17 protein-coding genes are annotated in these 16536 nt (G+C 67.2%); 4 read left to right on the top strand and 13 right to left on the bottom strand.

Annotated features, from left to right (window positions below):
* Window positions 1-142 precede the first annotated feature (142 nt).
* The gene (locus G341_RS0102030) at window positions 143-928 is read left to right on the top strand and encodes an SDR family NAD(P)-dependent oxidoreductase (protein WP_018177439.1); all 786 of its coding nucleotides are present in this window, start codon (window positions 143-145) and stop codon (window positions 926-928) included.
* 72 nt (window positions 929-1000) lie between these two features.
* Here the strand turns inward: G341_RS0102030 and G341_RS0102025 are convergent, their stop codons facing one another.
* From G341_RS0102025 to G341_RS0102005, 5 genes are all read right to left on the bottom strand, one after another.
* Entirely contained in the window at window positions 1001-3301 is a 2301-nt protein-coding gene (locus tag G341_RS0102025) for an FdhF/YdeP family oxidoreductase (RefSeq protein WP_018177438.1), read from the bottom strand.
* A gap of 19 nt (window positions 3302-3320) precedes the next feature.
* Window positions 3321-4241, bottom strand: a complete 921-nt coding sequence (fdhD, locus tag G341_RS0102020) for a formate dehydrogenase accessory sulfurtransferase FdhD (protein WP_018177437.1) — start codon at window positions 4239-4241, stop codon at window positions 3321-3323.
* A gap of 99 nt (window positions 4242-4340) precedes the next feature.
* The gene (gene dmpG, locus G341_RS0102015; protein WP_018177436.1) at window positions 4341-5342 is read right to left on the bottom strand and encodes a 4-hydroxy-2-oxovalerate aldolase; all 1002 of its coding nucleotides are present in this window, start codon (window positions 5340-5342) and stop codon (window positions 4341-4343) included.
* A complete protein-coding gene (locus G341_RS0102010; protein WP_018177435.1) occupies window positions 5339-6319 on the bottom strand; it encodes an acetaldehyde dehydrogenase (acetylating) in 981 nt (326 codons plus the stop codon). Before G341_RS0102010 ends, dmpG begins: the two co-directional genes overlap by 4 nt.
* On the bottom strand, window positions 6319-7131 hold the full coding sequence (locus G341_RS0102005) for a 2-keto-4-pentenoate hydratase (RefSeq protein WP_155826717.1): 813 nt from the start codon (window positions 7129-7131) through the stop codon (window positions 6319-6321). The genes G341_RS0102010 and G341_RS0102005 overlap by 1 nt, the downstream gene beginning before the upstream one ends.
* Before the next feature lie 82 nt (window positions 7132-7213).
* Between G341_RS0102005 and G341_RS0102000 the strand changes: the two genes are divergently transcribed.
* On the top strand, window positions 7214-7972 hold the full coding sequence (locus tag G341_RS0102000) for an IclR family transcriptional regulator (RefSeq protein WP_018177433.1): 759 nt from the start codon (window positions 7214-7216) through the stop codon (window positions 7970-7972).
* A gap of 69 nt (window positions 7973-8041) precedes the next feature.
* Here G341_RS0102000 and G341_RS0101995 read toward each other — a convergent pair whose 3' ends face one another.
* From G341_RS0101995 to G341_RS0101975, 5 genes are all read right to left on the bottom strand, one after another.
* Window positions 8042-9445: an acyl-CoA synthetase gene (locus G341_RS0101995; protein WP_018177432.1), complete on the bottom strand. Its 1404-nt coding sequence runs from the start codon at window positions 9443-9445 to the stop codon at window positions 8042-8044.
* A 127-nt stretch (window positions 9446-9572) separates the two neighbouring features.
* A complete protein-coding gene (locus tag G341_RS0101990) occupies window positions 9573-10847 on the bottom strand; it encodes a deoxyguanosinetriphosphate triphosphohydrolase (RefSeq protein WP_018177431.1) in 1275 nt (424 codons plus the stop codon).
* Complete coding sequence (locus G341_RS0101985; RefSeq protein ID WP_018177430.1) at window positions 10840-11358, bottom strand: cold-shock protein; 519 nt, start codon at window positions 11356-11358, stop codon at window positions 10840-10842. The genes G341_RS0101990 and G341_RS0101985 overlap by 8 nt, the downstream gene beginning before the upstream one ends.
* Window positions 11359-11428: 70 nt before the next feature.
* Window positions 11429-11836, bottom strand: coding sequence for a Fur family transcriptional regulator (locus G341_RS0101980; RefSeq protein WP_018177429.1), 408 nt, complete (start codon window positions 11834-11836; stop codon window positions 11429-11431).
* Window positions 11833-12156 (bottom strand): ArsR/SmtB family transcription factor, encoded by a 324-nt coding sequence (locus tag G341_RS0101975; protein ID WP_018177428.1) that lies wholly within the window; start codon window positions 12154-12156, stop codon window positions 11833-11835. The genes G341_RS0101980 and G341_RS0101975 overlap by 4 nt, the downstream gene beginning before the upstream one ends.
* 113 nt (window positions 12157-12269) lie before the next feature.
* Here G341_RS0101975 and G341_RS0101970 point away from each other — a divergent pair, with 113 nt between their 5' ends.
* Both G341_RS0101970 and G341_RS0101965 read left to right on the top strand, forming a co-directional pair.
* Window positions 12270-13664: a glycine--tRNA ligase gene (locus G341_RS0101970; RefSeq protein WP_018177427.1), complete on the top strand. Its 1395-nt coding sequence runs from the start codon at window positions 12270-12272 to the stop codon at window positions 13662-13664.
* 7 nt (window positions 13665-13671) lie between these two features.
* Complete coding sequence (locus tag G341_RS0101965) at window positions 13672-14538, top strand: alpha/beta fold hydrolase (protein WP_018177426.1); 867 nt, start codon at window positions 13672-13674, stop codon at window positions 14536-14538.
* Here G341_RS0101965 and G341_RS0101960 read toward each other — a convergent pair.
* Genes G341_RS0101960 through recO form a run of 3 tightly spaced genes read right to left on the bottom strand, consistent with a single transcriptional unit; the run spans window position 14519 to window position 16501 of the window.
* Entirely contained in the window at window positions 14519-14932 is a 414-nt protein-coding gene (locus tag G341_RS0101960) for a hypothetical protein (RefSeq protein WP_018177425.1), read from the bottom strand. The two genes, G341_RS0101965 and G341_RS0101960, sit on opposite strands and share 20 nt — an antisense overlap.
* Window positions 14929-15726 carry an isoprenyl transferase gene (locus tag G341_RS0101955; RefSeq protein WP_018177424.1) on the bottom strand — a complete coding sequence of 266 codons (798 nt, stop codon included), beginning with the start codon at window positions 15724-15726 and terminating at the stop codon, window positions 14929-14931. Before G341_RS0101955 ends, G341_RS0101960 begins: the two co-directional genes overlap by 4 nt.
* Window positions 15695-16501 (bottom strand): DNA repair protein RecO, encoded by an 807-nt coding sequence (gene recO, locus G341_RS0101950; RefSeq protein ID WP_026303140.1) that lies wholly within the window; start codon window positions 16499-16501, stop codon window positions 15695-15697. The genes G341_RS0101955 and recO overlap by 32 nt, the downstream gene beginning before the upstream one ends.
* Window positions 16502-16536: the final 35 nt, after the last annotated feature.

Genomic DNA, 16536 nt, shown 5'->3' with positions numbered 1-16536 from the left:
CATGCCGTCCCTGAAATAAGTGGCTCGGCAGGTGGAACATCGCGGTACCGAGCACCCCGCCGATGCCGCATATTGGATGAGAATGGCCAGCGTTGTCCCGTGGCATCGCGCGCCCCACTCTGAGCCCGAAAGGTCCACCATCATGAACCGCTACGACAACCGCCGCGCCCTCGTCACCGGTGGCGGATCCGGCATCGGGCAGGCGACGGTCCTGCGCATGCTCGCCGAAGGCGGTCGGGTCGTCGCCGCCGACGTCAGCGAGTCCGGACTCGCCGACACCGTGACCAAGGCCGGGGACGCGGCCGACCGCCTGCATACGGTCGTCGTGAACATCGCCGACGAGGCCTCCGCGAAGGCCGGCGTCGCCGACGCCGTCGAGTGGTTGGGCGGTCTCGACGCGCTGGTCAACGCCGCGGGCATCCTGCGGTCGTCGCATACCGAGCAGACGACCGTCGAAGAGTTCGAACAGGTCATCCGGATCAACCTGGTCGGCACGTTCCTGGTCATCAGGGAATCCATCCCGGCGCTGCTCGAGGGCAACGGTGCGGCGGTGGTGAACTTCAGCTCCACCTCGGCGATGTTCGCGCACCCCTACATGGCGGCCTACGCGGCGAGCAAGGGCGGTGTGCAGTCGATGACCCATGCGCTCGCGGCCGAATACGCCACGCGCGGCATCCGTTTCACCGCGGTGCAGCCGGGCTCCATTTCCTCGGGCATGACGGACGGGTCCGGCCAGAGCCAGCAGAGCCACGGCCCCGGTCTGCCCGAGGACGCCGACATGCGTCTGTTCATGAAGCTGACGCCAGCTCTGGGGCAGGGCTTCGCCGGGCCGGAGACCGTGGCATCGGTGGTCGCGATGCTGGCCAGCGACGACGGCAAGTTCATCACCGGCACCGAGGTCCGTGTCGACGGTGGCACTCACTTCTAGAGCCGCAACGGATTTCACCGCACGCGGGATCACGGCCTCGGCCGTGGTCCCGCTGTTGCCTATGCGTCGCGGTCAGTCGCCGCTTCGACTGATGCGCACCAGCACGTTCTTCATCAGCGGCTGATCGCTCTGCGTGCTGTAGTCGGCGATCCCGATCAGCGCGTTCATCTCGGGCATGTATCCCGCTGCGCTGCCCTTCGGAAGCGCATGCCGCACAGCCCGATACCGACGCACCCGGCGGATCGATCCGTCGCGCGAGGTGGATTCGATGTCGACGAAGTCGCCTTCGGACACACCACGCGACGCCATGTCAGCCTCGTTCATGAACACCAGCTCCCGCAGATTCTTGATGCCGCGGTATCGGTCGTCGGCCGAATATACGGTGGTGTTCCACTGGTCATGCGATCGCATCGTCTGCAGGACCAGCGTGTCCGATTGCGCCGGAATGACATTCGGCAGGGCAGCCAGCGAGAACTCGGCGCGGCCGGTCGGGGTCAGGAAGACCCGTTCACGCGCCGGTTGCGGGATCCGGAATCCGCCGGGCCTCTTGATGAGTTCGTTGAAGTCATCGAATCCGGGCAGCACCCGCGACATCGAGTCCCGGATGCGGTCGTAGTCCTCGACGTACCACTGCCATGGGGTCGAGCTGTTGGGTAGTGTCGCCGTCGCGATGCCGGCGATGATCGCCGGCTCCGACTTGAGATCCGCGGAGGCGGGTCGCCGCTTGCCGAACGAGATGTGCACCATGCTCATCGCGTCTTCCACGGTGACGCCCTGCTTCCCCGCCGCCTGCTGATCCTTCTCGGTACGGCCCAGGCACGGCAGGATCAACGCCTTGCGGCCATGCGTCAGATGGCTCCGGTTGAGCTTGGTGCTGACCTGAACCGTCAACTCGCACTGGGCCAGACCAAGCGCGGTGTACTTGGTGTCCGGCGCGGCCAGCACGAAATTGCCGCCCATGCCGACGAACACCTTCACGGTGCCCGCATGCATCGCCTTGATCGTCTTCACCGTGTCGAGGCCGTGATGCCGCGGCGAGGTGATGCCGTATTCGTCATCGAGAGCCTGCAGGAATGTCTCCTTCGGGCGATGGTCGATGCCGCACGTCCGGTTGCCCTGCACGTTGCTGTGGCCGCGCACGGGCGACGGACCCGCACCCGGTCGGCCGATATTGCCACGCAGCAGAAGGAGATTCGTGATCTCGCGCGCCGTGTCGACCCCGTGCTCGTGCTGTGTGACGCCGAGGCACCACGCGATGATGGTGCGGTCGGCCTGGAGATAGATGTCCGCGGCGGCACGGATGTCCAGCTCACTCAAGCCGGACTGCTGGGCCAGTTCGGTCCAGCTGGTCGCCATCACGAGATCGCGACACTCCGCGAACCATGCGGTGTGGTCGGCCAGGAAGTCATGGGCGAGAACCGCCGGATCACGTTCCGCCGCTTCGAGTACCGCCTTGGCCATACCGCGCATGAGTGCCAGATCGCCGCCCGGGCGCACCTGCAGGTTCAGCTCGCTGGTCGCGGTGCTGTGGAAGCGGGCCATGTCGCCGATCTCGTGCGGGACAATGGTTTTGGTGCCGGCCACTTCCAGCATCGGGTTGATGTGCACGACCTTGGCGCCGCGCCGGGTCGCGTCGGCGAGCGCCGTGAGCATCCGCGGCGCGTTGGAGGCGGCGTTCACGCCGAGGACGAACAGCGCGTCGGCCTGCTCCCAATCGTCGAGGTCGGCAGTGCCTTTGCCGGAACCGATCGAGGCGGTCAATGCCCGACCCGAGGCCTCATGACACATATTCGAGCAGTCGGGCAGGTTGTTCGTGCCGAACTCTCGGGCAAGAAGCTGGTACAGGAACGTCGCCTCATTGCTCAGGCGGCCGGAAGTGTAGAACGCCGCCTCATCGGGACTGTGCAGCGCCCGCAACTCCGCGCCGACCATCCCGAACGCGGCGTCCCAGCTGATCGGCACGTAGTGATCGGTCGCGGGGTCGTAGGCCATCGGCTCGGTGAGACGGCCCTGGTTCTCCAGGTCAAAGTCGGTCCAGCCGGCCAGCTCGGTCACCGAATGCGTGGCGAAGAACTCCCGCATCACCCGCTTCGGCGTCATCTCCCAGGTGACGTGCTTGACCCCGTTCTCGCAGAAGTCGAGTGTCAGCTTGGTGTCGTCCGGCCACGCGCAGCCCGGGCAGTCGAAGCCGTCCGGGTGATTCATCACGAACATCGACCGCGTCCCGCGGCCCAGCTCGCGCTGCTTCGCCAGCACCTTGCCGACCGACAGCGCGGCGCCCCACCCCGCCGCCGGATGCTGGTACTCGCCGCGACTCGACCAGTCAGCGTCGGTGCGCGGGCCGTACCCGCCCTGCCTAGGGACATCCGGCATCAGGCCGGGCGCCTCGGAGTCAGAATGATCCGGCTCTGATGTCGCGTGCTGCGGCTTCATCGGTGGCCTCCTTGATCGCCGGCGGATGGGGCTGGGTGTTGATCGGATCGGTACGAACGCGGTCGGGCCGGGCGTAGATATTCATCGAATCGCCGCGCAGGAACCCGATCAGCGTCAGGCCGGCATCGGCGGCCAGTTCGACGGCCAGCGACGACGGCGCCGACACGGCGGCCAGCATCGGTATCCCGGCCATCACCGCCTTCTGCACCAATTCGAAGCTCGCCCGGCCGGATACCTGCAATACGGTGCCGCGCAGGGGAAGTCGATCATTGAGCAGCGCCCATCCGACGACCTTGTCGACGGCGTTGTGCCGGCCGACGTCCTCGCGCACGACGATCAGCTCGCCCGATTCCAGATCCACGAGTCCGGCCGCGTGCAGTCCGCCGGTCTTGTCGAATACCGTCTGCGCGGCGCGCAGCCTGCCCGGGAACGACACGACATCGGCCGCGGTGACGGCGCTCGGATCACCGGCGACGTCGTACCGGGACACCGTCGTGACGGCTTCGATGCTGGCCTTGCCGCAGAGACCGCACGAGCTGGTCGTATAGAAGTTGCGGGCGGCCTCCGGCGTCGGCAACACCGCACCGGGGCCGAGCCGAATATCGAGGACGTTGTACTCGTTCGGCGCGTTGCCTCTGCCCGGTCCGCCGCAGTGGATCGCGGACTCGAACTGCTCGCGATCGCCGATGATTCCCTCGGAGATAAGGAATCCCGCGGCCAATTCGACGTCATGACCGGGCGTACGCATGGTGACGGCCAACGGCGTGCCCGCCACCCGGATCTCCAGCGGTTCTTCGACCGCGAGGACGTCGATTCGGGTGCGCGATTCCTGGCCGACGGTGACCTTGGTGAGCGACCGCCGCGCTGTGATCCGGCCCACTACGGGGACGTTACACCCGCTGCGATCGGCGCGGGTGGCGCGGCCGATCGGCCAGGCAGCCCGCGCCCGCCTAACAGGCCGACACGGGCTGCCACGGCGTCACTTCGCCAGCGTGAGCGCGATGTCGACGATCATGTCCTCCTGGCCGCCGACGAGCCGCCGCTGGCCGCATTCTTCGAGGATGTCGCGCACGTCGACGCCGTAGCGCGCCGACGCGGTCTCCGCGTGCCGCAGGAACGACGAGTACACACCCGCATAGCCCAGGGTGAGCGTCTCCCGGTCGACCCGCACCGGCCGATCCTGCAGCGGCCGCACCAGGTCATCGGCCGCGTCCTCGAGCGCGCCGAGATCGCAGCGATGCTCGAAGCCGGACAGATTCGCGACCGCGATGAACGCTTCGAGCGGGCAATTGCCGGCGCCGGCACCATGTCCGGCGAGAGATGCATCGACACGGTAGACACCGTTCTCCACCGCGACAACCGAATTGGCGACCGACAACGACAGGTTCTCGTGCGCGTGGATACCGATCTCGGTGGCCGGATCGAGCACATCACGGTAGGCGCGCACTCGATCGCGGACGTCGTTCATCGTCAGCCGACCACCGGAGTCGGTGACGTAGACGCATTGTGCGCCATACGATTCCATCAGCTTCGCCTGCCGGGCCAGCTCCTCGGGCGACGCCATATGCGAGAGCATCAGGAAGCCCGACACGTCCATGCCGAGGTCCCGCGCGGCCGCGATGTGCTGCGCGGAGATGTCGGCCTCGGTGCAATGGGTGGCGACCCGCACCGACCGCACACCCAGATCGTAGGCGTGCTTGAGTTCGTGGATGGTGCCCACACCCGGCAACAGCAGCGTTGTCAACCGGGCGTTTTCGAGGACGTCGGCGGCCGCCTCGATCCATTCCCAGTCGGTGTTCGAGCCCGGACCATAGTTGACCGACCCGCCGGCCAGGCCGTCGCCATGCGCGACCTCGATGGCATCGACACCGGCGGCATCGAGCGCGCGGACGATCTGTTGCAGATCGCCGATCGACATCTGATGACGCACGGCATGCATGCCGTCACGCAGCGTCACGTCCTGCACGAAAATCGCGGTCATGCGGTCACCTCGGTCTCGATGGCGTTGGTACGGGCGGCAATCCGCTCGGCGACCTGTAGGCCGGCCGAGGTCATGATGTCCAGGTTGCCGGCGTAGGCAGGCAGATAGTGCGCGGCGCCCTCGACCTCCAGGAACACCGACACCTGATGCGTCGGCGGCGCGGCATCGGCGGACAGCAGGGTCTTGACGGGCCGCTCGGCCGGCAGCTCAGTGATCTGCACTTCCTGCACAAGGCGGTAGCCCGGCACATACTTCGCCACGTCGGCGACCATGTCCCGCACGCTCTGCCGGATCTGCTCGTGCACCTCGGGATCCCCGGACGCGATCAGCGCGAAGACCGTGTCGCGCATCATCAGCGGCGGTTCGGCCGGATTGAGAATGATGATGGCCTTGCCGCCCTTGGCACCACCGACCGCCGAGATCGCGGCCGACGTGGTCTCGGTGAACTCGTCGATGTTGGCGCGCGTACCCGGTCCGGCCGACTTCGACGCGATCGAGGCGACGATCTCGGCATACTCGACCGGCACGACCCGCGAGACCGCCGCAACGATCGGAATCGTCGCCTGGCCACCGCAGGTCACCATGTTGACGTTCGGCGCATCGAGATGGTCGTCAAGGTTCACGGCCGGCACCACGTACGGGCCGATGGCCGCCGGGGTGAGGTCGATGAGGCGCTTGCCCAACGGCTGCAGCAGCGCCGCGTTGTGTTCGTGCGCCTTCGCCGAGGTCGCATCGAAGACGAACTCGATCTCGTCGAAGCCCGGCAGCGCCATCAGCCCCTCGACACCCTCATGCGTCGTCGGCACACCCAGCCGCGCCGCGCGGGCCAGCCCGTCTGACTCCGGGTCGATGCCGACCATCGCACCCATCTCCAGGTACTCGGCATTCCGGATCACCTTGAACATCAGGTCGGTCCCGATGTTGCCGGAGCCGATGATCGCAACCTTCGACTTCCCTGTTTTCGTCTCTCGGGTCATTACTTTCCTTCCCCACTGCTGAAGCTTGCCGAGACCTCACCGAGCCCCGAAATCCGCACTGTCACTTCGTCACCCGCGCCGACCGGTCGCATCGGCCCCATCGCTCCCGACAGGATCACCTGACCGGCGCGCAGCGGCTCGCCGTATTCACGGGCCGCCTGCGCCAGCCAGGCGACCGCTGCGAGCGGATCGCCGAGGCAGTCCGCGCCGGTTCCGGTAGACACCTCAGCGCCATTGATCGCCATGGACATCGCAGCCGCCACGGTGTCGAAGCCGTCGAGCCGAACCCGCTGATCACCGAGCACGTACAGCCCGGACGAGGCATTGTCTGCGACCGTATCGGCGAACTTGATGTCCCAGTTGCCGATTCGGCTGTCGCAAATCTCGATCGCGGCCACCGCATAGTCGATCGCGCCGCGAATCTGCACCGGATCCAAATCGCCGTCGGCGAGATCGGCCGACAGGACGAACGCGATCTCGGCCTCGGCACGTGGCTGCAGCAACCGGTCCATCGGCACCACATCCCCGCTGGCATAGACCATGTCGTCGAATAGCACCCCGAAGTCGGGCTGGTCGACGCCGAGCTGCTGCTGCACAGCAACCGACGTCAGACCGATCTTGCGGCCCACCACGCGGGCACCCGCCGTCAGCCGTGACTCGTTGAAACCCTGCTGCACTCGGTACGCCGCGGACAGGTCGGTGACTGCGATGAGATCGCGGATCGGCGCACACGTGCAACCGGTATCGCGCGCGACTCGAAGGCGCTCGGCGGCCTTCGTGATCGCCGCATCGGGTGAAGCTGTCATCGTCATGCGTTCCAGCATCCGCGGTCACCCCGCGCCGTATCCAGAGATTCGTATCGCTGAGCGATACGGCCGGATCTAGGCTGGGAACATGCCCCCGGACACCCCCGACACCGTCATCGGGAAGGTCGCCGTGCTGCTCCGCGCGTTCGAAGCCGACGATCATGTGCTGTCACTCGCAGAGCTGGTGCGGCGCACCGGATTGCACAAGGCCACGGTGTATCGACTCGCGAACGAGCTCGTGACGGTCTCTCTGCTCGACCGAGCCGGCGGCGGGTACCGGCTCTCCGGTGGCCTCTTCGAGCTCGGTATGCGGGCCTCGGTCGAACGCAGCCTGCTCGAGCTGGCCATGCCCTTCCTGCAGGATCTATACGAGCGAACACACGAAACGGTGCACCTCGGCGTGCTCGACGGACACGAAGTGGTCTACGTCGCGAAGATTGGCGGTCATCGCCAGGCGCGCGCCCCGTCCCGCGCCGGCGGACGGCTCCCGTTGCACTGCACGGGAATCGGCAAGGCGCTGCTCGCCCATGGCGGACCGGAACTGCGGCGCGCCGTGCTCGACCAACCGCTCCCGCGACGTACCCCCAAGACGATCACTCAGCCGGGCGCACTCGCGCGACAGCTGGACGCGATCGTCGAATCGGGGGTCGCATTCGAGTACGAGGAGTCGGCGATCGGCATCGCCTGCGTCGCCGCCCCGGTGCTGGACACCGCGTCCAACGAACTATTGGCCGCGATCAGCGTGACGGGGCCGACCACGCGTTTCCGCCCGGACGCGCATGTCACCGCGGTACGAGCGGCGGCGGCCGGAATCGCGGCCACCCTGGTCCGCCGTCGCGCGCTGTGACATCGACAGCCGCCATCGTCGACAACGAGATGGCTTGCGGAATCACCGATCTCAGCATCAGGTGACGGATCAACCCTCGCTGAGCAGCAGCTTCTTCTGCACCTTGCCCATAGCGTTGCGGGGCAGTTCGGCGACCACCCGGACCTCGCGGGGCCGCTTGTGGGCCGACAATGACTCGGCGACCGACTGCACGAGCAGGTCGGGGTCGGGCACATCGCCCACGACGTACGCGACGATCCGCTGACCGAGATCGTCGTCGGGCACCCCGACGACCGCCGCCTCCAGCACCCCCGTCTGCGACAGCAATGCGTGCTCGATCTCGCCGGCCCCGATGCGATAGCCACCGGACTTGATCATGTCCACCGATTCGCGTCCCACGATGCGATGGAACCCACCCGCGTCGATCGCCGCGATGTCACCGGTCCGGAACCAGCCGTCGCCGGTGGTCACCTTGGCAGTCGCCGCCGGGTTACCGAGGTACTCGTCGAACAACGTCGGGCCGGACAGCTCCAACTCGCCGAGCGACTCGCCGTCATGCGCGGCCAAGCCGCCGTCGCTCGCCCGGATCCGGGTCTGCACTTCGCGGATCGGCAGGCCGACCCAGCCGGGCCGCCGCTCGCCGTCGAACCGCGTCGACAGGGTGATGACGGTTTCGGTCATCCCGTATCGCTCCACCGGGGCTTTGCCGGTCAGGTCGGCGAGCTGCCCGAAGACCGGAACCGGCAGCGGCGCGCTGCCGGACACCAGCAGACGGGCCGACGAAAGCGCCTGGGCCGCATTGCGATCACCGCAGACCCGACTCCACACCGTAGGCACCCCGAAATACAGCGACCCGGCCGCGGCGGCATACGCCTGCGGCGTGGGGCGGACTGTGTGCACCAACGGGGACCCCACCCGCAGGGCGCCGATCACGCCGAGGACCAACCCGTGCACGTGAAAGAGCGGAAGGCCGTGCACCAGCTTGTCGTCGGAGGACCACTGCCACGCATCGACGAGTCCGTCGATGGACGCCGCGATCGCGGCCCGGGACAGGCGCACACCCTTCGGCGCACCGGTCGTGCCGGATGTGTAGACGATGAGCGCGGTCGCGGACATCGGCGGCTCGGCCGCAGCGAAGTCGCCGCGTGTCGCGAGGTCCACCTCGTAGCGCTCCAGGTCCGGATCGAGATCGCTGCCGGGCGCGCACAGCCACATGTCGGCCCCGCTGTTGCCGAGAATGTGCGCGAGTTCGGCGTCGCCGACATCCTGGGGCACCGGGACGACGGGCGTTCCGGCCAACAGCGCCCCGGTGACGGCGACGATGGTCTCGATGGTCGCCGAGCCGTGCACCGCCACCGCGCCTCGACCGGCCACTCGCTCGGCCACGACCGCCGCAGCCGACACCAGCTCCTCGCGTCGCAGCACATGGTCGCCGACGCGCACCGCCTCACGACCCGGGTCGTGGCTCAGTGACGACAGCAATGACTCCGACACGTCAGCTCCTCGAACGGTCCACCGCGTAGGCCAGCGGTCTGCATGGAGACCCGAACAATACGGTCGTCAGTCTCCGACGGTCAATACATGCGGCGATGCAAGCGAATCGCCGCACCCGGGCTGAGACTCAGCCCAGGTGCGCCTGTTCGCCGAGGGTGCTCTTGTCGAGACGCTCCAGCCGGCTCTCGGTCATCGACGCGATCTGGTCGACGATGATCCGCATCAGCGCGCCCTCGTCGGCGCCATCGCGCTGAGCGTCGGCCCACAGCGCCGCATAGATCGGATCGAGGCCCGCGGGCGCGGCGCGGACGAACCATTCGGCAACCCGATGAATTCGATCGCGCTGTCGCGCCTGCACCGCCATGTGTTTGGCGTCGGACATGATGAACATCAAGGCCGCCGTCTTCAGCAACGCGACCTCGGCCGCCGCAACCGGCGGCGGCGCGAACTCGCCCGCCTCCAGGGTGCCGGCGATCGCCGCGGACGCGAACCGACCGACCAGCTCGCTGGTCATTCGCTTGAGCGCCACCGAGTTTCGCAACGAACCGTCATACGATCCGACGTCGGTGACGACATCCATCGACGACAGCCGCTGCGCCGCGGCGATCAATTCCTCTTCGGCGATCCCGGTGAAGTTGGCCGCGCCCATGGCCGCCAGCGCCCGCTGATCGGCCGGGTCGGCGAGGCTGCGCAGGTCGAGCCGACCGCCGATCACCCCGTCCTCGACGTCGTGGACCGAATAGGCCACGTCGTCGGCCCAATCCATCACCTGCGACTCCAGCACCTGCTCCGTGCCGTTGGACCCGCGCCGGATCCATTCCAGGGTCGGCAGATCGTCGTCGTAGGCACCGAACTTGGCCCCCGGCCGCGGCCGGGTCCACGGATACTTGATCGTCGCATCGAGCGCCGCCCGCGTCAGGTTGAGTCCGACGCTACAGCCCTGCCCGTCAAGGATTTTCGGCTCCAGACGGGTCAGGATCCGCAGGTTCTGCGCGTTTCCCTCGAAGCCGCCGTGGTCGGTGATGAACTCGTCGAGCGCCCGCTCGCCGTTGTGTCCGTACGGCGGGTGCCCGATGTCGTGCGCGAGCCCGGCCAGTTCGACCAGATCCGGATCGCAGCCGATGCCGGTCGCGATCCCCCGGCCGATCTGCCCGACCTCCAACGAGTGGGTCAGCCGGGTGCGCGGCGTATCGCCCTCGCGCGGGCCGACGACCTGGGTCTTATCGGCGAGCCGACGCAGCGCGGCCGAATGCAGCACGCGGGCGCGATCCCGAGCGAAGGCGCTCCGGTAGTCACCGACGGTGCCCGGCAGGGCCGCGCTCTTCGCGGGCTCCGGGACCAGCCGCTGCAGGTCGTCGGGCCCGTAGTGCTTCCCCGTCAACCCGTAGGACTTCTCAGTCAACCCAGCCCTGTTGGACGGCGAAATCGGTGATCTTGCGCCGCAGGCTGACGATCTGCGCGGCGGTCAGCGATCCCGAGGTATTCAGGAGGATTTCGGTCAGCTCTTCGGTGAAGGCGCCCATGTCCAACTGGCCGCCGCGCGCCGACCGGCCGCGACGGTCGCCGCGGTCCTGATGCCGATCGCCGCGGTCGCGGTCACCGCGATCGAACCGGTCACCACGGTCATTGCCGCGGTCGCGACGGTCGCCGCCACGGTCGCGGCCGAATCCTCCGGCCCCGGCCGGTGCTTCGGAGAGCACCCGAAGGTTCGTCGCCTTGGAGCCGCGATCGGTCTCCTCGACCGAGAACTCGACCTGCGCACCGGGTTTCAGCAGTTCTTCGTCGATATTGACATCGTTCACATGCAGGAAAACATCAGATCCGCCGTCGTCCGGCGCCAGGAATCCGAACCCCCGATTGGTATCGAAATGGACGACTTTCCCCGTCACGCCACCCTGCTCCACGTCACTCACCACACACACACTCCCACTCCTCGCGTGCCGTCGACCCCATGCCGGCGAACTCCGCTCACTGTCAACTATCTCACGCCGCCCGGCATGCGCGGCACCGTCCGAATACCTCGACGGTGTGGCTGACCTGGTCAAAACCATTGGCTTGGGCGACCTCGGCGGCCCAGGTCTCGACCGTGTCCGCCTGCACCTCGACGGTCGTACCGCAGTCGCGGCACACCAGATGGTGGTGATGCCCCGACGAGCACCGCCGGTATCGCGACTCGCCGGAGTCGGTCACCAGCACGTCGACCTGGTCGGCATCGGCCAACGCCTGCAGATTGCGGTAGACGGTGGTCAGCCCGATCGACTGGCCATCGGCCTTGAGCCGGTCGTGCAGTTCCTGCGCCGATTGGAACTCGTCGCTGGCGGCGAGCATCTCGGCGATCGCGGTGCGCTGTTTGGTGGTCCGGGGCGCGCCGGTCTTCTCGGTCGCCGTCATGAGTGCCCCTCGGTTGCGTGAACGACGGCGTCGGTGACGATGTGCGCGAGATGGTCGTCGACCAGGCTGTACATCACCTCGCGGCCCGACCGGGTGCCGGTGACGACGCCCGCGGACTTGAGTACCCGCAGATGCTGGCTGATGAGCGGTTGCGCGACCTCGAGCTTGCCGACCAGCTCATGCACGCATTGCGGCCCTTCGCGCAGCTGCAGCACGATCGCGATGCGCACGGGCGCCGCGAGCGCGCGCAGCAGATCGCCTGCCGATTCCAAAGTCGCCCGATCCGGCAGTGTCCGGTCGGCGGTTGCCTCCACGTTCATGGAAACGATTTTCATATGCATTCATTGCTATGTCAAGTTCTTGCGCAGAGCCCACGAGATGGACGGGTTCGCCCGGTCCAGGAGCACGCGGCGCGCCCGATAGGCTGTCCGACGTGGCAGGCAAATCCAATCGTGTCGAGACCGTGGCCAACCTCTGTAAGCGTCGCGGCCTGGTGTTCCAGTCCGGCGAGATCTACGGCGGCACCCGGTCGGCGTGGGACTACGGACCGCTGGGTGTCGAGCTCAAGGACAACATCAAGAAGCAGTGGTGGCGCACGGTCGTCACCTCGCGCGACGATGTCGTCGGACTCGACTCGGCGGTGATCCTGCCGCGCCAGGTGTGGGTCGCCTCCGGCCATGTCGGCGTCTTCAACGACCCGCTGGTCGAATGCCTCAACTGCCACAAGCGGCACCGGCAGGACCACCTGCAGGAGGCGTACGCGGAGAAGAAGAAGCTCGACGATCCCGACGCCGTCCCGATGTCGGAGATCGTCTGCCCGGACTGCGGCACCAAGGGCCAGTGGACCGAGCCCCGCGACTTCAACATGATGCTCAAGACCTACCTCGGTCCGGTGGAATCCGAAGAGGGACTGCACTATCTGCGCCCGGAGACCGCGCAGGGCATCTTCGTGAACTTCAAGAACGTGATGACCACGGCGCGCAAGAAGCCGCCGTTCGGTATCGGCCAGATCGGCAAGAGCTTCCGCAACGAGATCACGCCCGGCAACTTCATCTTCCGGACCCGCGAGTTCGAGCAGATGGAGATGGAGTTCTTCGTCAAGCCGGGCGAGGACGAAGAGTGGCACCAGTACTGGATCGATGAGCGGCTGCGCTGGTACACCGACCTCGGCATCGACCCCGACAACCTGCGGCTGTTCGAGCACCCGCAGGACAAGCTCTCGCACTACTCCAAGCGCACCGTCGACATCGAGTACCGCTTCGGATTCACCGGCGGCGAGTGGGGCGAGCTCGAGGGCGTCGCCAACCGCACCGACTTCGACCTGTCGACGCATATCGAGCATTCCGGCGAGGACCTGCAGTTCTTCGAGCAGGCCACCGGCGAGCGCTACACGCCGTACGTCATCGAGCCGGCGGCCGGCCTGACCCGATCCCTGATGGCCTTCCTGGTCGACGCGTACACCGAGGAGGAGGTGCCGAACGCCAAGGGCGGCACCGACACTCGCACGGTTCTGCGGCTCGACCGACGCCTCGCCCCGGTGAAGGTCGCGGTCCTGCCCCTGTCGCGCAACGAGCAGCTGTCGCCCAAGGCCCGCGATCTGGCCGCCGAACTCCGGCAGCACTGGAATGTCGAGTTCGACGACGCGCAGGGCATCGGCAAGCGGTACCGCCGCCAGGACGAGATCGGCACGCCGTTCTGCGTCACCGTCGACTTCGACACCCTGGACGACCAGGCCGTCACCATCCGCGAACGCGACGCGATGACCCAGGAACGAGTCGCGCTGGACAAGGTCACCGAATACCTCGGTGGCAAGCTGATCGGCTGCTGAGCGCACGATGACCACGCCAGCCGACGCCGAGCTTCTGGAACTGCAGCTGCCCGGCGTCCGGCTGCAGGCCCTCGCCTGGGGCGCTCCGGACGCGCCGCTTGCGGTGTGCCTGCACGGTTTTCCGGATACGCCGTATACCTGGCGGCACCTGGGACCGCGGCTCGCGGCGGACGGGTGGCGCGTCGTCGCTCCGTTCACCCGCGGCTACTACCCCAGTGAGATTCCGGACGACCGGCGTTACGACGTCCGGGCGCTGATGCAGGACGCGATCGACATCCACACGGTGCTCGGCGGTGACGATCGGGCAGTGCTGATCGGCCACGACTGGGGTGCCGTTACGTCGAACACGTTGGCGCGCACCGATAAATCCCCATACTCGAAGATCGTCTCGATCGCCGTGCCGCCGCTGGAGGTGTTCGACGCCCGGCGCTCGCCGGTGCAGACCGCCGGCCTGGTCGGCAAGCAGCTGACGCTGAGCTGGTACATGCTGTTCCATCAGCTACCCAGGCTGCCGGAGCGGCTCCTCCCCCAACTGGTCGAGTTATACTGGCGCCGTTGGTCTCCCGGGTTCGATGCCACCGAGGATCTGCAGCATGTCGCCGACGCGATGTTCCGTCCTGAGAACCGGCGGGCGGCGATCGGCTACTACCGTGCACTGGCGCGGACCGGGCCGGCCATGCGGGCACGCAGTACCGCCGAGACCGAGATCCTCTACATCCACGGCCGCGACGACGGCTGCATGACGGCCGGCTGGATCGATCCGACGCAGGAGATTCCGCATCGGCAGATCGAAGTCGTGGACGGCGGCGGGCATTTCGTCCAGCTGGAGCAGCCGGACGAGGTCTACCGGCTGATCAGAGATTTCCTACGCTGAGCGCGTCTCCGGCGTCAGCACCGGCCGACAGCACCAGTTCAACGAGGGTCAGCAGCGCCGCATCCTTCAGGCCGCTTGCCGGGAAGGTGTAGTGCAGCAACACATCCGATAGTCCGTCGTGCTGCGCCCGCTTGAGGGTACCGAAGCTCAGGTCGAGCCCGAGCCGTTCGACTTCGTCGCGCAGCTCCGGCGTCGACGGCCGATCCCAGGCGGTCACCAGGGTCAACGCGATCACGTCAAGGCCCGTGGCCAGCGGTAGCACCTGAATCGTGCCTGGCCGCTCGCGATAGGTGAAGGTGATCGCCTGGTTGTCGGCGAGTTCGGCCGTGCCGATCATCCGCAGCAGCGCGACCAACCGTTTGGCGAGGCGTTCGGCGGCCTCCGGATCACTCACTTGACACCTCCGAAACGACGGTCACGTTTGGCGTATTCGAGACAGGCGTCCCAGAGATCACGCCGATCAAAGTCGGGAAAGAGCTTGTGCTGGTACACCATTTCGGCATACGCAGATTGCCAGATGAGGAAGTTCGAGGTCCGCTGCTCCCCAGACGGCCGGAGGAACAGGTCGACGTCGGGCATGTCCGGCTCGTCCAGATACTTGGCGAACGACGCCTCCGTGATCCGCTCGGGGTCGATCTCGCCCGCCGCCGCGCGCCGGGCGATCTCCCGTGCGGCATCGGCGATCTCGGCTCGACCGCCGTAGTTGACGCACATCGTCAACGTCATCACATCGTTGTTCTTGGTCAGCTCCTCGGCCACCTCGAGCTCACGAATGACGCTGCGCCACAAGCGTGGTCGTCGTCCGGCCCACCGGACCCGCACGCCCATCTCGTTCATCTCGTCGCGGCGGCGACGGATCACGTCGCGATTGAAGCCCATCAGGAACTTCACCTCGTCGGGCGAGCGGCTCCAGTTCTCGGTCGAAAAGGCATAGGCCGACAGCCATTTCACGCCCATCTCGATGCAGCCGCACACCGAGTCCATCAGGACCGCCTCGCCGCGTTTGTGACCCTCCGTGCGCGGCAGCCCGCGATCGGTGGCCCAGCGCCCGTTGCCGTCCATCACCAGGGCGATGTGGTTCGGCACGAACTGCGAATCGATCGCCGGCGGCTTGGCCCCCGATGGGTGCGGATCCGGCGGCCGAACCGTTACCGGTTCAGCCGGCTTCTGCCGCTTGCCTATCGCCACCCGTGTCACTCCCTTCGATACCGGCTGTCAGCTGCCGGTGCGGTGCCTCGCGTTCAATCAACGGCAGCGTGCGCAGCTGCCGTTCTAGATGCCACTGCAGATGCGCCGCGATCAGTCCGCTGGCCTGTCGTCGCAACGAATCGGATGCGTCGACGGTGTGCTCCCACTGCCCACGATAGAGCGCGTCCATCAGATCCAGCACGCCCGGAGACGGAACCGCCGATCCCGCCGGACGGCAATGCACGCAGACCGCACCGCCGATCGCGACATGAAATGCGCGGTGCGGCCCCGCGTTTCCGCAACGGGCACACTCATCCAGTGCTGGCATCCAGCCGGCGAAATCCATGGCGCGCAACAGAAATGCGTCCAGCACCAGCTGCCGGGATCGGGCGCCTTCGGCGACCGCGCGCAGCGCGCCGCCGGTCAGCCGATACAGCCGATCGGCCGGCGCGCGTTCTTCACCGGCCAGCCGTTCGGCGGTCTCGAGGATCGCGCAGGCGGTGGTGTACTTGCCGTAGTCGGCGACGATCGGTGCCGCGTAGGTATCGATGCTGTGCACCTGGGTGACGATGTCGAGATTGCGGCCGGGATGCAGCAGCACGTCGACATGGGCGAACGGCTCGAGCCGGGCACCGAATTTGGACCGGGTGCGTCGCACCCCCTTGGCGACGGCGCGCACCAGGCCGTGGTCGCGGGTCAGGAGCGTGACGATGCGGTCGGCTTCCCCCAGCTTGTGCTGACGGACTACCACCGCCTCATCCCGATACAGCCTCATCGACACGACTCCATTCGGAACATTCTTCCACCGGC

Source organism: Jongsikchunia kroppenstedtii DSM 45133, from assembly GCF_000380485.1.
Taxonomy (GTDB): Bacteria; Actinomycetota; Actinomycetes; order Mycobacteriales; family Mycobacteriaceae; genus Jongsikchunia; species Jongsikchunia kroppenstedtii.
This window is presented reverse-complemented; position numbering and strand designations above follow the sequence as displayed.

What these genes read in the sequence shown, in the direction of transcription:
- G341_RS0101975 (WP_018177428.1), bottom strand. Translation starts at nt 12,156, where the DNA reads ATGAACGTGGAGGCAACCGCCGACCGGACACTGCCGGATCGGGCGACT.
- G341_RS0102030 (WP_018177439.1), top strand. Translation starts at nt 143, where the DNA reads ATGAACCGCTACGACAACCGCCGCGCCCTCGTCACCGGTGGCGGATCC.
- G341_RS0102025 (WP_018177438.1), bottom strand. Translation starts at nt 3,301, where the DNA reads ATGCCGGATGTCCCTAGGCAGGGCGGGTACGGCCCGCGCACCGACGCT.
- recO (WP_026303140.1), bottom strand. Translation starts at nt 16,501, where the DNA reads ATGAGGCTGTATCGGGATGAGGCGGTGGTAGTCCGTCAGCACAAGCTG.
- G341_RS0102005 (WP_155826717.1), bottom strand. Translation starts at nt 7,131, where the DNA reads ATGACGATGACAGCTTCACCCGATGCGGCGATCACGAAGGCCGCCGAG.
- G341_RS0102000 (WP_018177433.1), top strand. Translation starts at nt 7,214, where the DNA reads ATGCCCCCGGACACCCCCGACACCGTCATCGGGAAGGTCGCCGTGCTG.
- G341_RS0101965 (WP_018177426.1), top strand. Translation starts at nt 13,672, where the DNA reads ATGACCACGCCAGCCGACGCCGAGCTTCTGGAACTGCAGCTGCCCGGC.
- G341_RS0101980 (WP_018177429.1), bottom strand. Translation starts at nt 11,836, where the DNA reads ATGACGGCGACCGAGAAGACCGGCGCGCCCCGGACCACCAAACAGCGC.
- G341_RS0102010 (WP_018177435.1), bottom strand. Translation starts at nt 6,319, where the DNA reads ATGACCCGAGAGACGAAAACAGGGAAGTCGAAGGTTGCGATCATCGGC.
- dmpG (WP_018177436.1), bottom strand. Translation starts at nt 5,342, where the DNA reads ATGACCGCGATTTTCGTGCAGGACGTGACGCTGCGTGACGGCATGCAT.